Source organism: Bacillus sp. LB7, from assembly GCF_030449715.1.
GTDB classification, from domain to species: domain Bacteria; phylum Bacillota; class Bacilli; order Bacillales; family Bacillaceae; genus Bacillus; species Bacillus paralicheniformis.
The window spans coordinates 120526-138047 of sequence record NZ_JASGCA010000008.1; the positions used below are offsets into that span (position 1 = coordinate 120526).

At 49.3% G+C, this 17522-nt stretch carries 10 protein-coding genes; 4 read left to right on the top strand and 6 right to left on the bottom strand.

The window, feature by feature from the left end:
- Positions 1 to 36: 36 nt before the first annotated feature.
- The 6 genes from sbcC to modA form a co-directional block, all read right to left on the bottom strand.
- Complete coding sequence (gene sbcC / locus QMZ64_RS12590) at positions 37 to 3429, bottom strand: exonuclease subunit SbcC (RefSeq protein ID WP_265627393.1); 3393 nt, start codon at positions 3427 to 3429, stop codon at positions 37 to 39.
- The gene (gene sbcD / locus QMZ64_RS12595) at positions 3426 to 4607 is read right to left on the bottom strand and encodes an exonuclease subunit SbcD (protein WP_265627394.1); all 1182 of its coding nucleotides are present in this window, start codon (positions 4605 to 4607) and stop codon (positions 3426 to 3428) included. The genes sbcC and sbcD overlap by 4 nt, the downstream gene beginning before the upstream one ends.
- Before the next feature lie 64 nt (positions 4608 to 4671).
- The gene (gene addA, locus QMZ64_RS12600; RefSeq protein ID WP_265627395.1) at positions 4672 to 8364 is read right to left on the bottom strand and encodes a helicase-exonuclease AddAB subunit AddA; all 3693 of its coding nucleotides are present in this window, start codon (positions 8362 to 8364) and stop codon (positions 4672 to 4674) included.
- Positions 8351 to 11851 carry a helicase-exonuclease AddAB subunit AddB gene (gene addB, locus QMZ64_RS12605; RefSeq protein ID WP_301441338.1) on the bottom strand — a complete coding sequence of 1167 codons (3501 nt, stop codon included), beginning with the start codon at positions 11849 to 11851 and terminating at the stop codon, positions 8351 to 8353. The genes addA and addB overlap by 14 nt, the downstream gene beginning before the upstream one ends.
- Before the next feature lie 109 nt (positions 11852 to 11960).
- Positions 11961 to 12617, bottom strand: a complete 657-nt coding sequence (gene modB / locus QMZ64_RS12610; RefSeq protein WP_243939524.1) for a molybdate ABC transporter permease subunit — start codon at positions 12615 to 12617, stop codon at positions 11961 to 11963.
- An 8-nt stretch (positions 12618 to 12625) separates the two neighbouring features.
- On the bottom strand, positions 12626 to 13384 hold the full coding sequence (gene modA / locus QMZ64_RS12615; protein WP_301441348.1) for a molybdate ABC transporter substrate-binding protein: 759 nt from the start codon (positions 13382 to 13384) through the stop codon (positions 12626 to 12628).
- A 240-nt stretch (positions 13385 to 13624) separates the two neighbouring features.
- Between modA and QMZ64_RS12620 the strand changes: the two genes are divergently transcribed.
- The 4 genes from QMZ64_RS12620 (at position 13625) to QMZ64_RS12635 (ending at position 17520) form a co-directional block, all read left to right on the top strand.
- Complete coding sequence (locus tag QMZ64_RS12620) at positions 13625 to 14065, top strand: ferritin-like domain-containing protein (RefSeq protein ID WP_301441339.1); 441 nt, start codon at positions 13625 to 13627, stop codon at positions 14063 to 14065.
- 124 nt (positions 14066 to 14189) lie between these two features.
- On the top strand, positions 14190 to 14831 hold the full coding sequence (locus QMZ64_RS12625) for a response regulator transcription factor (protein WP_265627837.1): 642 nt from the start codon (positions 14190 to 14192) through the stop codon (positions 14829 to 14831).
- Positions 14828 to 16195, top strand: coding sequence for a HAMP domain-containing sensor histidine kinase (locus tag QMZ64_RS12630; RefSeq protein ID WP_265627398.1), 1368 nt, complete (start codon positions 14828 to 14830; stop codon positions 16193 to 16195). The genes QMZ64_RS12625 and QMZ64_RS12630 overlap by 4 nt, the downstream gene beginning before the upstream one ends.
- 83 nt (positions 16196 to 16278) lie before the next feature.
- Complete coding sequence (locus tag QMZ64_RS12635) at positions 16279 to 17520, top strand: cell wall-binding repeat-containing protein (protein WP_265627400.1); 1242 nt, start codon at positions 16279 to 16281, stop codon at positions 17518 to 17520.
- Positions 17521 to 17522 lie beyond the last annotated feature (2 nt).

The window sequence follows — 17522 nt, forward strand, 5'->3', positions numbered from 1 at the left end:
CTTCCTTTAGGAGAAGGCTGCTTTTTGGTTATCAGGTTAAATCATTTCAAGCGATACGGCTGTACCTTTGCCGCTTGGCTCAGCCGGATGGACGATCAGCTTCTTCGGCAGCCTGGCCCGAAGTTCCTGAACGTGGCTGATCACACCGACCGACAGATTGTCAGACTGAAGCTTCTCCAATGCGGTCACGACCGTATCCAGCAAATCCTGATCAAGCGTGCCAAACCCTTCGTCCAAAAAGAAGAATTGGAGCGGATACTCTCCCCGAAGCTGGATCTGTGCCGAAAGTGCAAGCGCAAGCGCCAGTGAAGTCAGAAAGGTCTCCCCGCCTGACAGACTCGTCACAGGGCGCTTGACCCCGCCGTTGGCATCGTCCCTCATCACAAAGCCGCCTTCGGAGTCGACTTCAATCGCATACCGCTGTCTTGTCAGTTCGCCGAGTCTTGCAGATGCGTCTCTTGTGACGCTTTCAAGCTGCTCTTCTGCCAAGTATTCAACAAAGCTGTTTCCTTTAAAGACGGCTTGGAGTTTATCAAGGCGGTCGATGTATGTCTGCCATTCAGCCAATGATGCTTCAAGCTCCTTAAACCTTTTATGGTTCTCGCGGATGACGGCGAGAGCTTTGCCGGCCGCTCCTCTTTCCTCCAAGGCTTTGCTGAATGCCTCCTCCGCCTTGTCCTTCGTGACGGCGGCTTTTTCCCAATTCTCCTCAGAAACCGATCTCCCATCAAGCTTTTCCGTAATCCGCTTGATATTGGACTCGCACTGCTTTGTCTGATCCCAATACATTTGAATGTCTTCTTTCAGCCGGGCAAGCTCATCGCGGTCTAAAATGCTCGCTTTCACTTCAGAACCCTTTTCAAAAGGTGTACCTCCGGCTTTTTCCTGCCAAATGTCCTCCGCTTTCGCAAGCCTTGCTTCAGCTTCACGCAAAGCGAGCTCACACCCTTTTGTCTGTCCTCTTAAACGGCTGACCTCGGATTCGGTCTCTTTGAGCTGTCCGTAAAGCGTCTGTTCCTGCTCATGCAGCTTGGCCAATTGCGTTTTCACGTCTTGAAGCTTTTTGTCGATCGCGGCTGTATCGGGATAGCCCATCAGCTCTTTTTGATAATCGTTTATTTCTTTATTAAGGCTTTCGACCGCATAGCGGAGGTCGAGCTTTTCTTTATCAAGTGCAAACAAGCGCTCGGTGAGTTTCTCTTTTTGCTGTTCATGTTTTGTAAGAAAGTCGATGCTCGTTTCGATTCGCTTTTCAAATGCCTCTGCGGCCAGATCTTTTTCTTCAATCGTTTTTTGCCATTTTTCAGCCTGCTCATAAGAAAGGCCGTCGAATTGTTCGCCGAAGCTTTTTCGGCGTTCATTTAACTGCTCATTTAATTCGCGGACGCGGTTTTGAAGCCTGTTGCGCTCCTTTTCTTCATGGCCGAGGCGCTCGCTGATTTGGTCGCGTTTCTTGCAGAGCTCTTTATATGTGTGAAGGAGCTTGGACATCCGGCTTTTTGTCTCGGCGAGATCCTGTCTGATTCCTTTCCATTCAAAGCTGATGCGGCTGTACCGTTCGGGAATGGTGCCTTCTTCTAACGATGCAGCGGTTTCAGGCAGTTCATGTTTGCTTTTGACTAAAAACGGGCATTCGCTCACCAGGTGGTCAGACTGCTGTTCGAGCGCCACTTTAGCCGAGAGAAACTCCTGAGCCAGCGCGCCGGCTTCCGCGATAATGGCTTCCGTTTTCTCCAGTTCAGATTCCGCCTCTTTAGAGGAATGGCTTTCTGTGCCGACGCGGGCGGGCATTTCATGATGTACAGATCCGCAGACCGGACAAGGCTCCCCGTCTTTGAGCTGCTTTGCCAGTTCGATTGCCAGCTGATCACGGTATGCCTGTTCCCGTTTTGCCGCAATCTCTTCTTTTTTTTGAGAGGCGAGACGGATGGTCTCAGAGAGCGATCTGTCCGTTTCGCAAACGAGCGCGTACGCTCGTTCGACAGCGGCAAACAATGCCTGGATGCGTTCGGTTTCAGCGCTTACCTTTTGATCCACCGCTTGCTGTTCTTGCTGAAGCTCTTTGATCAGCGTCTCCTGCTGATCAAGCCGTTCCTTTTCTAAAGCAGCATCGTTGTTAAGCTGCTGAATGTGAAAAGCAAGCTGATTGGCATTTCGGCAGTTTTTACGCTCTTCGCTAGATACCTGGACAGATTTCAGCTCCGCTTTCAGCTGATTCTGCTTGGCTGTTCCGCGTTCAAGCAGGCTTTTCACCTTGGCCAGTTCGTCTGCCGCATGCTTGATTTCCTCTTCTTTCAAACGCTGTTCGCGCTGTTTTTTTTCGCCTTCGGCCTGTGCGGCAAGCCGCTTGTTTTCTATTTCCTTTAAAGCGGTGAGCTGTTCTTCTTGCTTGAGAAGCTCCGGTTCCTTTTCATTTTTAAGACGCCTGAACTCCTCGTACTCGCGCTCTGTTTTTTTATGAAGCTCTTCATATTGTTCTAATTGTTCCCGCGCTTGTTTTTCTTCCCGGCGTGCGCGTTCGGCATCTTCCCGCGCTTCCAGAAAGGCGTCTGCATAAGGCTTGAGCGTATTTGCCGTTTCGGCGAGGTTCAGGCGGCTTTCTTTTTCCCGAATCTGTTCCTGTTTCTTTAAAAGCTCCGCCTCTTTTTTTAGATAGCTTTCTTTTTCCTGCTGCAGGTTCCAAATCTCCTGATACTCCGCAAAGCGCTGCGCTTCTGCGTCTCGTTCGCGCTTCTTGCTTTGCAAAAGGCTTTCGGCTTCTTCGAGATGCTGTTCCGCCTGTTTCAGCGCCTCTTCCCCCGCATCGCCCAATCCAGCCTGCTCGGCAAGCATCTCATTTTTTCTGGCCTGTGCTGTTTGCGCCTGTTTCTTCAGTTTTTTGACGAGCCTGTCCCCGTATTGTTCGAGGTTGAACAGGCGCTGAAGCATCTGCCGCCGCTCCGCTCCTTTTAAGGAAAGAAATTCGGCGAATTTCCCTTGCGGCAGGACGACTGCCCTTGTAAAATCGTCGATCGTCAAGCCCAGCAGCTCTTCGATTTTCCGGTTTACTTCATTCGCTTTATCGGCTAGAACGATTTGTTCCTCTTTCATTTCAATGAAGCGGCAGATCGACGTCTTAACCTTAACGGCGTCTGTCCGCTTAAAGACGCGTTCCACTTTATAAGCCGTCTCATGGCCTGTCTGCAGCTTAAACGTAAACGATACGGCAAGCTCATCTTCGGCATGATTCAAAATACCGTGCGTATTATTGGCAGCCCGCTCCACTTTCCCGTACAAAGCGAGAGTCATCGCGTCAAGAATTGACGACTTGCCGCTTCCGGTCGGCCCGAAGATGCCGAATACACCGGCATCGCACAGGCGCTCAAAATCGATCACCTGCTCCTGCCTGAAACTGTGCAGTCCCTTAATAGACAGAGAAATCGGCTTCATGTTTCATCACCCTCTTCCTGTTCCGATCCTGCGGCGAGCTCCAGAAACATTTTGACGGTTTCCTCATCGGGAACCGCTCCGCCGGTTTGTCTTTCATAAAACGCTATAAACCGTTCTTCAATCGGCACGTTTCTGGACCGGATCTTCTCTTCATCCGAGGCGGCTTCCTCAAAAACCGGACGAATATGGATGATGCCTTGATGCGCTTTCCTCAAACGGTGAATTTCTTCAATCGACAGCTGGTCTGTCAGTTGGATTTCAAGGTCGATCCACGCGTTTTTGTCCCGCTCTTCCTCCAGCCAGCTGTACACTTGGGACATCCCTTTTTCCGCCTTCCATTTGACGAGCGGTTTTCCACTCGTCAAATAGACCTCTTCCCATGATGCCGTTTGACCGGGTGCGGCTTCGACAATAGTGACCGATTTTGCGTATCCCGCTTCGGAGAAGCTGTAGGCAAGCGGTGATCCTGAATATCTGGCAAGCGTGCGGGCCCGTTTAATCGTCTGCGGGCGATGAAGATGCCCGAGTGCCACATAGGCGGCGCTTTCCGGCAGGCTTTCCGCAGCCACCGTATATGCGCCTCCGACTTCGATCGGCCGCTCAGAATCCGTCTGGCTGCCGCCCGCCACATAGATATGGCTTGCCGCAATCTGCACCGCATCCTTTCTCGCCTTGCCGCACATACGCTGAAAGGTCTGCTTGATTTTCTCATCATACTGGTCGCGCAGCAGTTTTTCGTCAAATGTTTCCGACAGCACTTCATTCAGTCTGGACTCGGAAGGATAGGCGAGCGCTGCGACTGACAGGATCTCCCCACAAGAAGCGACTTCTATATCAACTGGCTCAGTCTTCGGGTACCCGATCAAGTGGATGCCATGTTCTGTCGTTAATGGAGAGGCCGCGGAAAGGCGGTCCGGATTATCGTGGTTGCCGGCAATCACGACAACCGGACGGTTTCCTTTGTCAGACAAGGCAGAGAGGCTTTCATAAAAAAGCTGTTCAGCCAGTGCAGGCGGATTCACTGTGTCAAATGCGTCTCCGGCCATGATAACGGCGTCGATCTTTTCATCTTTTACGATCCTTGTGAGCTCTTCAAGAAAGTCCGCCTGTTCCTTCAGGCGGCTTCTCCCTTCAAGCGTTTTTCCCAAATGCCAGTCCGCTGTATGTAAAATTCGCATGTGTGCCTCACCTCTCTTTTCATTAAAGCTCCCCCCAAATCGTCAGGGGGAAGCCGGTTTCATATTAAAATAAGAGCACGTGTCCTCCGTCAAAAAAGTACAGTGCACGCCCTTTGAGCGGCATTTTAATCATCGTTTCAACGGCTCGTGCATAAAGCTGAATTTGTGTTTCGTAACGCTTCCTTAAAATCGGTTCGGCCCCTTCGAAGCCGTTTCGGTACTTTCCGTGTATCCGGTCAGTTTTGTAATCAAGAAGGTAAAAACCGTCCTCCGTCTCGAATAAACAATCGATAATTCCCTGTATCAACACAGGTTCGTCGGCTGACTCAAGATCCGGATAAACCTCTTTGGCGGACAGCGTCATGTTAAAGGGAACTTCCCGTTCGACGCGGCGGGCGCCGAGAAGCTTTTGTCCGATTTCCGTATCAAAGAATGCGAGAATATCGTCTTCTTCAATCGCTGCCCGCTGGTCTTCTGTTAACAGCTCTTTCTCAACAAGTCTGTCAAGGAGACGGCTGAGCTCATTTATTTCAGGCGTACGGGTCAGCGGAATATGCTGCATGACGGTGTGCATCGCCGTTCCCCGTTCGGCCGCAGTCAGGCCTTTTGCCATCATAAAGGACGGCCGCTTAAACAGGAATGCCTCCTTTGATGGGCGGATCAGCGAGCGGTCGCCGTATTCATCCTCATATTCCTTCTGTCTTTTCATTTCTGAGACAGACTGTTTTGTTCGGACTTTGGCGGCGTCATTGTATGGATATGACCATGTCAGCCGTTCTCTGACTTGTTGCTCATACTCAAACGAACCGTCGATCGGAAGCCCCATTTGAATTTGGGCGAGCCGGCCGTGTCTTTCTTCACCAGCCTGATCAACATCCTCTGCTTGAAGATCCGCGGCGGACAGCCAGCTGACCTGAAAGCGGGCCGGATGTTCACGGATCTCATCAATCACTAGCGGCGCGCCGGATTCATCCATATCTCTGTGTCTCATCAAAGCAGGCCCGATGAAATCCAGGTAAGATTTCGCCTGAAACCGTTCATAATCCGGGAGCAGCCACTCAGACCCTGCCGCTTGTGACCGCCAGTCGGCAAGCAGCTTTTCTTTATCCTTCGCCGTTCCGACCAGGTACAGCTTTTCCTTGGCCCGGGTAAGGGCGACATACAAGACGCGGAGCTCCTCTGATAAAAGCTCGCGGCGGAGCTTTTTCTTCATCGCGATCAGCGGCAGCATCGGATAGCTGATCCGCCACTTCGGATGAATAAACTTCGTTCCGAAACCGAGCTCTTTATCCAGCAGATAAGACTTGTTCATGTCCATCATATTAAAATTCCGTCCGAGACCGGCGGTAAATACGACAGGAAATTCAAGTCCTTTGCTTGAGTGGATCGTCATCAGCCGAACAACGTCTTCCTGTTCACTCAGAGCTCTTGCCGTTCCGAGATCATCACCCCGCTCCTGCATTCGCTCAATAAATCTTAAAAAGCGGAACAAACCGCGGAACGATGTCGCTTCATAGGATCTCGCCCTGTCGTAAAGCGCGCGCAAATTGGCCTGCCGCTGTTTTCCGCCCGGCATTCCGCCGACATAATCCAAATACTTCGTATCCCGGTAGATTTCCCAGATCAGCTCTGCCACAGAGTGGTTTTTCGCATACGCTCTCCACTTTTTGAGCAGGGCGTCAAAGCGGCGAAGCTTTTCGCTGAGCCTTTCATCGCCGTCTGCTGCAGAAAGGTATGTTTTCATCGCTTCGTAAAACGGCGCTTTTTTATCCTTGATTCTGATCAAGGAAAGCTCATTTTCGTCAAGACCTACAACAGGCGATCTGAGAACGGACGCAAGCGGGATGTCCTGATAAGCATTATCGATGATTTTTAATAAAGACAGTGTGACCGATACTTCTGTCGCTTCAAAATAACCCGTTGAGAGGTTCGCGTATACCGGGATCCCCTGCTGTTTAAACTCGTCCATAATTTGCGGCGCCCAAGGCATCGACCGCAAAAGCACCACGATATCACGGTACTGGATGTTCCGCGACGCTTTCGCTTTGGCATCATATACTTGAAATTTTTCTGTTATCAGCCTGCGGATTTGCCCGGCCATCGCTCTTGCTTCAAGCTGGACCGCCTCAAGCTCTTCAGCCTCTTCATCCTGCGCGCCGCTCTGGTTTTCGATGAGCAGAAGCTCCGTTTTTGTCGCTTCGTTCGGCGGGTAAGTAGCGCCAAGCTTCAATTCTGCTTGTTCGTCATATTCGACTTCCCCGACCTTTTCTCCCATGAGCTGCTTAAATAAAAAGTTCGTGCTGTCCAAAATATCTGAACGGCTTCTGAAGTTTTTATTTAAATCGATTTTCTGGCCGGAACCCGAGCCATCGTCTGTAAAGCGTTTATATTTCGAGAGGAACAAAAGCGGTTCTGCCAGGCGGAACCGGTAAATCGACTGCTTGACATCGCCCACCATAAACAGGTTCCCCTCATGCTCCTCTTTGGCGACGAGCTTTAAAATCGCTTCCTGGACCAGGTTCGTATCCTGATATTCATCAACAAGCACTTCATCGAACTGATGGCGGTAAAACATCGCCGCTTCGCTCGGCACGGCTTCGCCGGCTTGGTTTTTCCCGGATAAAATCGCAAGGCAGTCGTGTTCAAGGTCTGAGAAATCGACGATCGCTTTTTCCTTTTTCGCGTCCGCAAACCGCTTGCCATACTCCAACACGAGCTGGACGAGCGTCTGAATGACCGGCTTCATTTCCCTCAGGCTCTCAAGGTGCTGCTCGGGAGTTCGCGTAAAATAATCGCTTTTCAGCTTTTCAAATTGCTTTTTCGCGCTGTTGCGGAGGTCTGCCGCCTCATCAACCAATCGAGGATCGTACGCATCTCCTTTGCACGGCTTCAATCTTTGAAACGAAACGGCCGGTACAAGCTCGTACAGGGCCGAAAAATCATTCTGCTGCTGAATCAGCCTGTCAATCTGTGCTAAATCATCGAGGAAGTTTTCGGCGCGCGGAGCAGGCCCCCCGGGCTGCTTTGTCAAATCAAGCGCACGGGTCAGCTTTTGCCGCATCCCCTCCAGAACGAGTGCGATGTCTTCTTTAATGTAAGAATAAAACGGCAGAGCCTCAACTTTCGTATCTGAAGCCGCGTCATACAGATCAACAAATGTGTGAAGCCAGCCTTCCGGATCGGGATGCGAACGGGAAAACTTGTAGACCCGCTTGACAAGATGCTGCAAATCGAGGTCATGACGGTCTGTCGTATATCTGTCCACAAGTTCAAAAAAGGCCGGATCTTGCTTTTTGTATTCTTCTTCAAACAGCTCGTCCAGCACCTCATCGCCTAGCAGCTCGCCTTCCGTCTGATCAGCGATCCGGAAAGCCGGATCAACATCGATCAAATAATAGTATTTGCGGATGACTTGAAGACAGAATGAGTGCAATGTTGATATGCTCGCTTTATTTAATAAAGCAAGCTGTCTGCGCAAATGAAGCGATCCCGGATTTTCGGCAAGCTCTTTTTCGAGCGCTTCGCCGATCCTGTGCTTCATTTCAGCCGCAGATGCATTCGTAAAGGTGACGACAAGCAGCCTGTCGACATCTACGGGACGTTCCTGATCCGTTATTTTCCGAATGATCCGCTCAACCAGCACGGCCGTTTTTCCGGAGCCGGCCGCTGCCGCAACTAAAATGTCCCGGCCGGATGAGACGATCGCCTTCCATTGGTCATCAGTCCATGTGCTGCCCTTCGGTTTAGAAATCTCCATCTGTCTCATCCTCCTTTTTCAGCCGCTCCAAAATCACGTTGTCTTTTTCCGGTTTTAATATCCGGTATTCGTTTTCCTCAAGCGATTCGTCAAACTGGCAGAATGACCGGTATGAACAATATGTGCACGGTGTCCGGTCTTTTAGCTTGTAAGGCTCGATCGACACTTTGCCGTCTGTGATCTCCTCGCCGGCCTTCTGAAATGTCCGGCGGATATGGCGCCTCAACACATGAAAATCCTCTTCTGCAATAACGTCAGAATCCGAACGGAGCGAACCGTCTTTTTTCAAACCGGCGCTAATCATGTCCGACCTGCCTTGTTCCAGTGTGGTGTCCATCAGCTTGATCGCTTCCTGGTCTCCCAAGAGCAGCCCTTTCATCTTGAACTTTTTGAAAATCTCTTTTTCTATTTCATCAAGGCCGAGCGGCACCGAAGCCTGGATCATCGGATCGTGCACATGAAAATAAAGCACGCCTGCCGGGGATGCCTTTATGCCGAGCCAATCGGTTGAATGTGTGATCGACAAATCGAGATATGTCAGCATTTGCAGAGCGAGGCCGTAATACACCTCGGCCAAATCGAGGCCTTTATCGCTTGATTTATAGTCGACAATCCTAAGCAGCAGCCCTTTTGAGCTCTCCGCTTTATCCACTCTGTCGATCCGGCCGACAAGCTCCATCGTGCAGCCGTTCTTCAAGGTAAAACGCATTGGAGGAAGCGGGCCTTTCCCCCCGAATCCGAGCTCTATACCGACGGGGGCAAACCCGCTTGCTTTTGCATGCTCACTTAAAATGCCCGATACCCTGGCAATGATTTTTTGCAGCTTCTGCTTCACGTAATGATGACGGTTCGAACTGAGCAAAATCTCTTTTTGCAGCTTTGGCGCGAGCCGTTCAACTGCATCACCTGACAAAGTCTCGCATTGGGCTTTCGTTAAGTCGCGCCAATCCAGTTTAAGCTCGTGAAGCCGGTCTGAAATCAGCTTCAGCGCCGAGTGAAACAGCTGGCCGATATCCGGAGCTTCAAGCTTGAAAAATTGGCGTTCTTTCAGCTTTAAACCGTGCGAAGCAAAATGGGAAAACGGACAGGCTTTGAACGTCTCCATCCGCGACACGCTTCCCTGAATGTGCTCCCCATATAAATCGCGGCTCACATGCCGGTTCAAGTTTTCGACCTTGTTTCTGAAAAACAGGCTGGACAGGATATTTTGAGAAAAAATGCGGTCAGGCTCATTCATTAAAAAATTGTATGTACTCCACCATACATCGCTGATCGCATACTGCCTCGTCCAGATGCCGAGCTGCCCTGCCAAATGACTCAAGGCGGCGCCTTTATTCACGAGAAATTCAAGCTGGGCATCATCGTTCAGCTGCTCGGGTTCATGAATCAGCATCTTCTCTTCGCCATCCGGGAACAGTTCATTCAGACGTTTCACCACTGTTGAAGGAAGCAGCGTCTTCCCTTCCGAATCCGCGATCGGATAGGAGACATAGAGCTTTTCAGACGGGCTTGAAAGCGACATATAGATCAGAAAATTCTCGTCCAAAAGCTGCTCTCGCCCTGTTGCCGCAAGCTGTGCGCCGTTTCGTTTCAGCCACTCTCTGTCATCGTCTGAAAGCACGCCGTCATCCGCAGGCCTCGCCGGAAGTATGCCGTCGTTTACACCGATGAGAAATGTGCATTTCGTGCCGTACATCCTTGAAAGGTCCATATTGCCGATAAACACTTGATCAAGAGCGGGCGGAATCAGCGCGAATTTCAAAGACTCCAAGCCGGTTTCAATCATTTGCTGAAATAAAGCAAACGATATCCGCTCTGTGCCCATCATTTCAACAAACTCGTCCAACAGTTGAATAACGGCATCCCATACTTGCTCATGCTGGCGCGACTCGGCAATCATACCGCTTTCTTCGGCCAGCCGCCTTTCCTGTTCAAGCTTCATCGGAACATCGGCTTCTTCAAGATAAAGGTAGACGGCTTCGGCCATTTCCCTGACTGTGTCAGCTTTTTTCAAGCGCTTCTGCAGCCTGTGGACCGGCGGAACGATCCAGCCCTTTAATTCGTTGAGCATATTTTCCGTTTCAATCTCTTTATCTGTCTTGGCGAAATCCTCATCAAGTGAAGCGTATCTTCTGTAAACAAACGGATCTTTGCTTGTCCATCTGTCTCCTTTAATCCCATACGCAATACAGTAGTTTTCAAGCTGGTCAATCTGTTCGCGCAGCCTTTCCTTCGGCTGTCCCTCCGGGAATAAAAGCTCCGTTTTGACACAGCGGAACACCGCTTCATACCGCCAGTTTCCTTTAATGATATCAAGCGTCGAACGGATCAGCTCAACAAGCGGATGATTTTGCATCGATTCTTTGCCGTCTATGAAAAAAGGAAGTTCGCAGTCTTTAAAAACTTCTTTTATCGTATCTTTATAATCTTCGACATTGCGGGCGATGACGGCGATATCCCTAAGCCGGAAGCGGCCCTGGCGGATTAAAGAATGAATCTCGCGCGCAATTCCTTCAATCTCGGTTCTTCTGTTCGACGCCTGCATGATGCGGAGCGATTCCGTCCGTCCGCGATACGGTTTCGCAGGACGCTCGTCAAAATAGCGTTCAAGGTGCCGGAGCTCCGGATGTTGCTGGTGCCGTTTCGTTTCTTCCAGCCGCACTTCTGACGGATCAAGGCCGAGTTCCTTCGCCTTCTGGTAAAGGTCATAGTACGCTTTCCCGGTCATTCTGAACAGATGGAGCTCATTCGGGCTGTTGGCCGTAAACGGCTTATCCGCCGTCAGCGAAAAAGTGATCTCCTCCGCATGGACCATCAGCTGTTCCAGCACGTTCATCTCCTGTGGCGTAAATTGGTGAAATCCGTCCACGTAAACGGCAGCGTTTCTAATCTCATCCGCATACGGAATCTGCTCGGCCAAAAGTGTCAAATAATCCTCAGATTGAACATATTGATTCTCCAGATTTTCCTCAAGCTTGCTGTACAAAATATATAAGTCGTGCAATTTATCGGAAAGGATCCGTTCATCTTCGTATTCCGATTTGCCCGTCCCCTCTATCATGTCCCGGATGCTTTCAGGCGGCAGACAATGCCGTTTAAATTCGGTCAGCATCCGTTCCACCTGCTCCGTAAATCCGCTTTTATCGCTTGCGTTTTGATAGACTTTAAACTCGCCCTTATGCTCTTCAATCAGTCTCCGAAGCAGCATCTGAATGCCCGTCCCCGTCAAAAACGGCCGGTTCATGCCTCCTGTGTGCTGGAGCACTCGCCAGGCAAGCCTTGAAAAACTGTACACTTGGGCGCGGATGGTGCCGCCCAAATCGGGTGTTTTGCTAAGCTCGTATTCCATTAAAAACGTCATTTGATCCGGGACTAGAAAAATGATCGGTTTTCCGAGCGGTTCATCGCGAAGTTTTTCTCTGATTTCATTCAGGATAAAGGTCGTTTTCCCACTCCCGGATCTGCCTGATAAAAATACTGCTCCCACTAAGCTCGTCTCCTTTCTGTTTCTTACTCTTTATTCTATCGAAACATCTGCAAAATAACCATTCTCCAAAACTGGGAAAAAACCGTATGAGCACTTGCACCCCATACGGCTATTTTTGCTTGAACTGCACAAAAAACAGCATCAAAAACGAGATGATCGCGATAGAGACGACCCACATCCATGCCAGCGTCATATTTCCCGAATCGATCGCCAAGTATATCGCCGTCGGCACCGTCTGCGTCACCCCCGGGATGATACCCGCAAACATCAGCGTTGCGCCAAACTCGCCAAGCGCCCTCGCAAAGCTGAGCACAACCCCCGTCATGATTCCATTTGATGCAAGGGGAACGGTGACAAAAAGGAACACCCTCCACTCGCTTGCTCCATCAACCCTCGCGGCATCCTCGATGTCGCGGTCGACAGCCAAAAATCCTGATTTTGCTGACTGATACATTAACGGGAACGCGACAACCGCAGCGGCGATCACGGCTGCCCACCAGGTGAAAATAACCGGTGCTTGAAATACGTTTTCTATCAAGCGTCCGATCACGCTCTGCCTTCCGAAGATCACGATTAAAAAGAATCCGACAACGGTCGGCGGCAGTACGAGCGGCAGCATCATCACCGTCTCGATAACGGACTTGCCTTTAAAGTTTCGATTCGCCAGGAGCCTCGCTGCAGCAGTTCCAAGCAAAACAGCGATGATGCCCGCTGCAGCTGATACTTGAATCGAAATTTCAATTGGGGAAAAGAATTCCTCAAGCATAACGGCGATCAGCCCTTCTTAAATCCGTACTTTTCCATCGCCTTGACGGCTTGGTCGCTTTGCAGGAATTGATAAAATTCCTCAGACTGTTCCCTGTACTTTGTATTTTTTACAATTCCGAGCGGATAGACAATCGGTGTATGCAGATCGCTTTTTGCCGTCTCTATGGTCTCGACCTGATCTGATGAAAGGGCATCCGTCCGGTAAACAATTCCGGCATCCGCGTTGCCTGTTTCGATATAAGAAAGGACCTGCCTTACATCTTTGCAGTAGACGAGTTTAGATTGCACTTTAGACCATACGTCAAGGTTCGTCAACGTTTCTTTTGCATATTTTCCGGCAGGCACTGATTCGGGTTTGCCGACCGCAAGCTTTTCGACTTTGTCATCCGCCAAATCTTTGAAGCTGTTGACATGCTGATTTTTCCCTTTCGGAACAATCAGCACCAGACTGTTTTCGACCAGCTTGACAGAGTCTTTTTTGTCAATTAAGCCTTGATCAACTACTCTATTAAATTTGTCTTCAGCGGCAGAAAAAAACAAATCAGCCGGAGCGCCCTGTTCGATCTGCTGCTGCAATGCACCCGATGAACCAAAATTAAACTTTATGGAGACATTCGGATGATCTTTCTCAAATACAGAGGAAAGTTCCGCTAATACATCTTTGAGACTCGCAGCCGCGGAAACCGTAATTTGAACTTTTTCAGACTTCCCCTTGGCTGATCCCCCTTTTTCCGCCTGGCAGCCGGCGAACAACACAACCGACATCAAGACGGCCACGGCCCTCAATATTACCTTTTTCAATAGTCTCACTCCATTTTGATATGTATATCACCAATTCGGCACTAACAACCATTTTACGTCAAACTTCATTTTTTTAAAATAGATTGTACTCACCGCACATCATTTTGACACATGTTCGAGGCTCAAACTTTACCATAGGCACATGCAAGCGATCACATACATATAATGGCAGGACGTCAAATATAAAGTGTTGAGGTGAAAAACATGTGGTATGTTCAGCCGTATCATCACGCCTATCCCCTTAGGCAAAACAACAGACTGATCAAAGATCTTGAAAAAGCGATAAACGGAGAGCACAGCGCGGTCGTCTGCTATGAAAAAATCGCCCAAAAGGCGCCGGATTCCGAAACAAAAAAGCAGATTTTAGAAATCAGGCAAGACGAAATCCGCCACTTTAATGCGTTCCTAACATTTTATACGTCTCTTACCGGCCGAAAGCCTGACATTTCCATAACTGAGCCTTGTCCGGAACAGTATCGAAACGCGCTGGAGTCCGCATTTAAAGACGAACAAGAAACGGTTGATTTTTATTTGGACATCGCAGACTATGTGAAAGACCGGGCGATACGGGAGGCGTTCAAGCGCGCGGCAGCTGACGAACAAAACCATGCAGTCTGGTTTTTATACTTCTTGTCAAAGAGGTGATCCCGTTCCTCCCGCCTTGATCAATATACCCTTATAGGGTATATTTTTTTAAGTAGCGGACTTTTATTTTGACTAAAGAGGTGCTAAAACATTGAACGTGCTGCTTGTCGATGATGAAATCCGGATGCTCGATCTGCTGGAGCTTTATTTAGAACATTATTCATGCACAAAAGCCGCCACCGGAAAAGAAGCCCTGGATTTAATAAAAATGAGCCATTTTGATCTTGTTATTCTCGATATTATGATGCCTGAGATGGACGGATGGATGGTTTGCCAAGAGATCCGAAGATTGACAAGCGTTCCGATTATCATGCTCACCGCTAAAAACGGGCAGGATGACATTGTGCGCGGACTGAACTGCGGCGCAGACGATTATTTAACAAAACCGTTCAGCGAAAAAGTGCTGCTTGCCAGAATAGAAGCCGTCCTGCGCAGAACCCGCCGGTTTCATGAAATCCGGTTCCGCGGTTTAATCTGGAATAAACAGCATCATACCTTGCATGTCAATCAACGGGAAATCGGCATTACGCCAAGTGAATTCGATCTGCTCGGAACGCTCTTAAACCACACGGATCAAGCGCTTTCGAGAGACCAATTGATTGAGAACATCTGGGGGTTCAACTCTGATATCGAGCCCCGAACCATCGATTCGCACATGAGAAATTTGCGAAACCGATTGAAAAAAGCGGGCTTTCCGGTTGAAGATCATCTCCGGACCGTCTACGGCGTCGGCTACAAATGGACAAGCAAAGGAACCGGTGCATGAAAAAGATTTCATTTAAGCTCGCAGGTTCATTTTTCATTTTAATCCTTTTCATCGAAGCCATCCTTTTTGCGGCGCTGTCTACAACGATTATCAACACAAGAATAAACGAAGAAATCCGCGCGCTCCAACTAAGGGGCAACAGCCACAGAGACGTCCTCGAAAAACATTTTGACAAAAGGACGATAGACCACGTCACCCTGATGGAAACCGAAGCCCGGACAAACGTGATCATAACGGACCATAATAGACGCGTATTGGCGCAGTCTGCCCCGGGAGACATGACGGAACACCTTCATTTCGAAGAAAAAAACATCCCGAGGAAAGGGGCCGCTTTATCGTCCCATTGGAATACATCAAAGTACATTTGTACGATCAGTCCGATCATGAACGGGCGGGAAACGGCCGGCTACGTCTTCATGTATTTGGAGACCTCCTCGATAAAATCCTTGGTGGCAAGCATTACGAAGCGGTTTTTCCTCAGCTTCGGCGTAACCGGCGTCTTAACGGCCGCAGCTATTCTTTGGTTCAGCCGTGTATTAGCGAAGCCGATTATTAAACTGAAGGAGGCAACCGAAGGCATCAAAAACGGTCAAGCTTCGATTCCGCTTGATATCAAAAGGAACGATGAACTCGGCGAGCTCGCCGCATCGATCGAAAGCCTTTCTTCAAATCTCAGCAGGCTTCAAAAAGAACGAAACGATTTTCTGTCAAGCGTCGCTCATGAGCTCCGGACTCCAATTACATATATAAAAGGTTACACAGATGTCGCGATGAGAGATAAACTCGATCAACAAGCCAGAAATCAGTACTTGTCGATCATCAAAGAGGAAGCGGACAATTTAAACACCCTTGTTGACGATTTATTTTTGCTGACAAAACTGAAACAGCCCGGATTTCAAATTAGTAAGAAACAGGTTCACCTGCACACATTCATAAAAAAAGAAGTTCAGAAAGCGGCGGTAGCTTTTTCGGAAAAACGAATCAGACTTTCATTCGACATCCCGGCGGCTCTTTACGTCTCAGTCGATGAAGTCCGTTTTTCACAAGTGATCTCAAATTTGCTGAACAACGCCCGCCAATACTCCGATCCTGATTCAACAGCGGTCGTCACCGCAGCAAAAGCAGAGGACCAGGTCAAGATTACGGTAGCGGACGAAGGCTGCGGCATTCCGGAAGAAGAACGGGATTATATTTTTGAGCGCTTTTACCGGGTCGATAAGTCGAGATCCAGACAAACCGGCGGTACCGGGCTGGGCCTGGCCATCGTGAAAGAAATCATCGAGCTTCACGGCGGGCAGATTGCAGTGAAAAACAGAACCCCGAAAGGAAGCGAATTTATCATCACGCTGCCTTCTAATGTGTAACAAATGTCGAGATGTCTGCACCAGTTTTGCACATTTCCCGGGTATACTACTCAGTAATCTGAACCAAAAAGGAGGAAAACACCATGAAATTGAAATCCGGTTTACTTTTTGTCATGCTTGTTTTCGCGCTTCCGCTCGCAGCATGCCAAAATTCCGGCTCGGGAAACACGGGCGGACATGAGGAGCAGCATACGAAGAATCATTCGGAGATGAAAGAAAAAGACGCCGCTTCTCTTCCGAATGATTTCAATAAGCGGGCGGAAGAAGGGCTTCTGGTAAAAAACACAAAGAACACGACAAGACTTGACGCGAATACCCCGGAAGAAATGAGCATCAAAACCTCTCAAACGATATGGCCGGCCACGCATAAACAAAACAGGCCGGGCGCAGTGATTTTAGTTTCGGGCGGATCATGGCAGGCAGCTCTTGCATCAGCTGATCTGATCCATCACCCGAATAACGGACCTGTTTTAATCGCGGAAAAAGGGAAAATCTCCGGGCAGATTCAGAACGAAATCAAGCGCTTGAACCCGACGGGCACTTCAGACGGAACGCAAATCATGGCTGTCGGAGAATTCGATTCAAAAGCGCTTCAAGCTTTGAACTCTTTTAAAATAAAAGAGCTGAAAGGGAAGAACGCGGCTGATCTGGCAAAAGAGATTGACAAAGAATACGCGGATGCAGCCGATGAGTATCCGAAAAGCGTTATCATCGGATCATCTGAGGAAGATGCGGAACTTTATTCGCTCCCGGCTGTAAACTGGATCGCCCACATGCCTGAGCCGATCCTGTACGTGAACAAAAAAGGCATTCCCAAAGAGACGGCCGAAGCATTAAAGAAAAGGGACGGCAAAGCAAACATCTATATTCTCGGCCCTAAAAAAGCCATATCGGAAAAAACGGAGGATGCATTAAAGGAATACGGAACAGTCAAAAGAATTTCCGGAGATACTCCTGTCGCAAATTCGATTGCGTTTGCGAAATTCAGCGATAAAAACACCGGTTTTGGGTGGGGAATCACAGATCCGGGACACGGACTGTCGTTCGCATCAACGTCTGCGCCCGAGCTGGCGCTTGCCGGAGCGCCATTTTCCCATTTGGGAAAACACGCGCCCCTGCTTTTACTCAAAAATGGACAGGCGGACAGTACGATGTACAGCTATTTATCCGAGATCGAGCCTTCTTTTCGGGACAGACCGCAGGACGGCCCTTACAACCATGCATTCATTCTCGGATCAGAAAATGAGATTTCATTTCGAACGCAAGGCATTCTTGATGACATACTGGAAATTAAATCAGCGGATGGAGGACATTCCGGTCATTAAGA

Excerpts from the sequence above, each read along its gene's own strand:
- sbcD (WP_265627394.1), bottom strand. The coding sequence starts at position 4,607 with ATGCGAATTTTACATACAGCGGACTGGCATTTGGGAAAAACGCTTGAA.
- QMZ64_RS12635 (WP_265627400.1), top strand. The coding sequence starts at position 16,279 with ATGAAATTGAAATCCGGTTTACTTTTTGTCATGCTTGTTTTCGCGCTT.
- QMZ64_RS12630 (WP_265627398.1), top strand. The coding sequence starts at position 14,828 with ATGAAAAAGATTTCATTTAAGCTCGCAGGTTCATTTTTCATTTTAATC.
- QMZ64_RS12625 (WP_265627837.1), top strand. The coding sequence starts at position 14,190 with ATGCTCGATCTGCTGGAGCTTTATTTAGAACATTATTCATGCACAAAA.
- QMZ64_RS12620 (WP_301441339.1), top strand. The coding sequence starts at position 13,625 with ATGTGGTATGTTCAGCCGTATCATCACGCCTATCCCCTTAGGCAAAAC.
- modA (WP_301441348.1), bottom strand. The coding sequence starts at position 13,384 with ATGTCGGTTGTGTTGTTCGCCGGCTGCCAGGCGGAAAAAGGGGGATCA.
- modB (WP_243939524.1), bottom strand. The coding sequence starts at position 12,617 with ATGCTTGAGGAATTCTTTTCCCCAATTGAAATTTCGATTCAAGTATCA.
- sbcC (WP_265627393.1), bottom strand. The coding sequence starts at position 3,429 with ATGAAGCCGATTTCTCTGTCTATTAAGGGACTGCACAGTTTCAGGCAG.
- addA (WP_265627395.1), bottom strand. The coding sequence starts at position 8,364 with ATGGAGATTTCTAAACCGAAGGGCAGCACATGGACTGATGACCAATGG.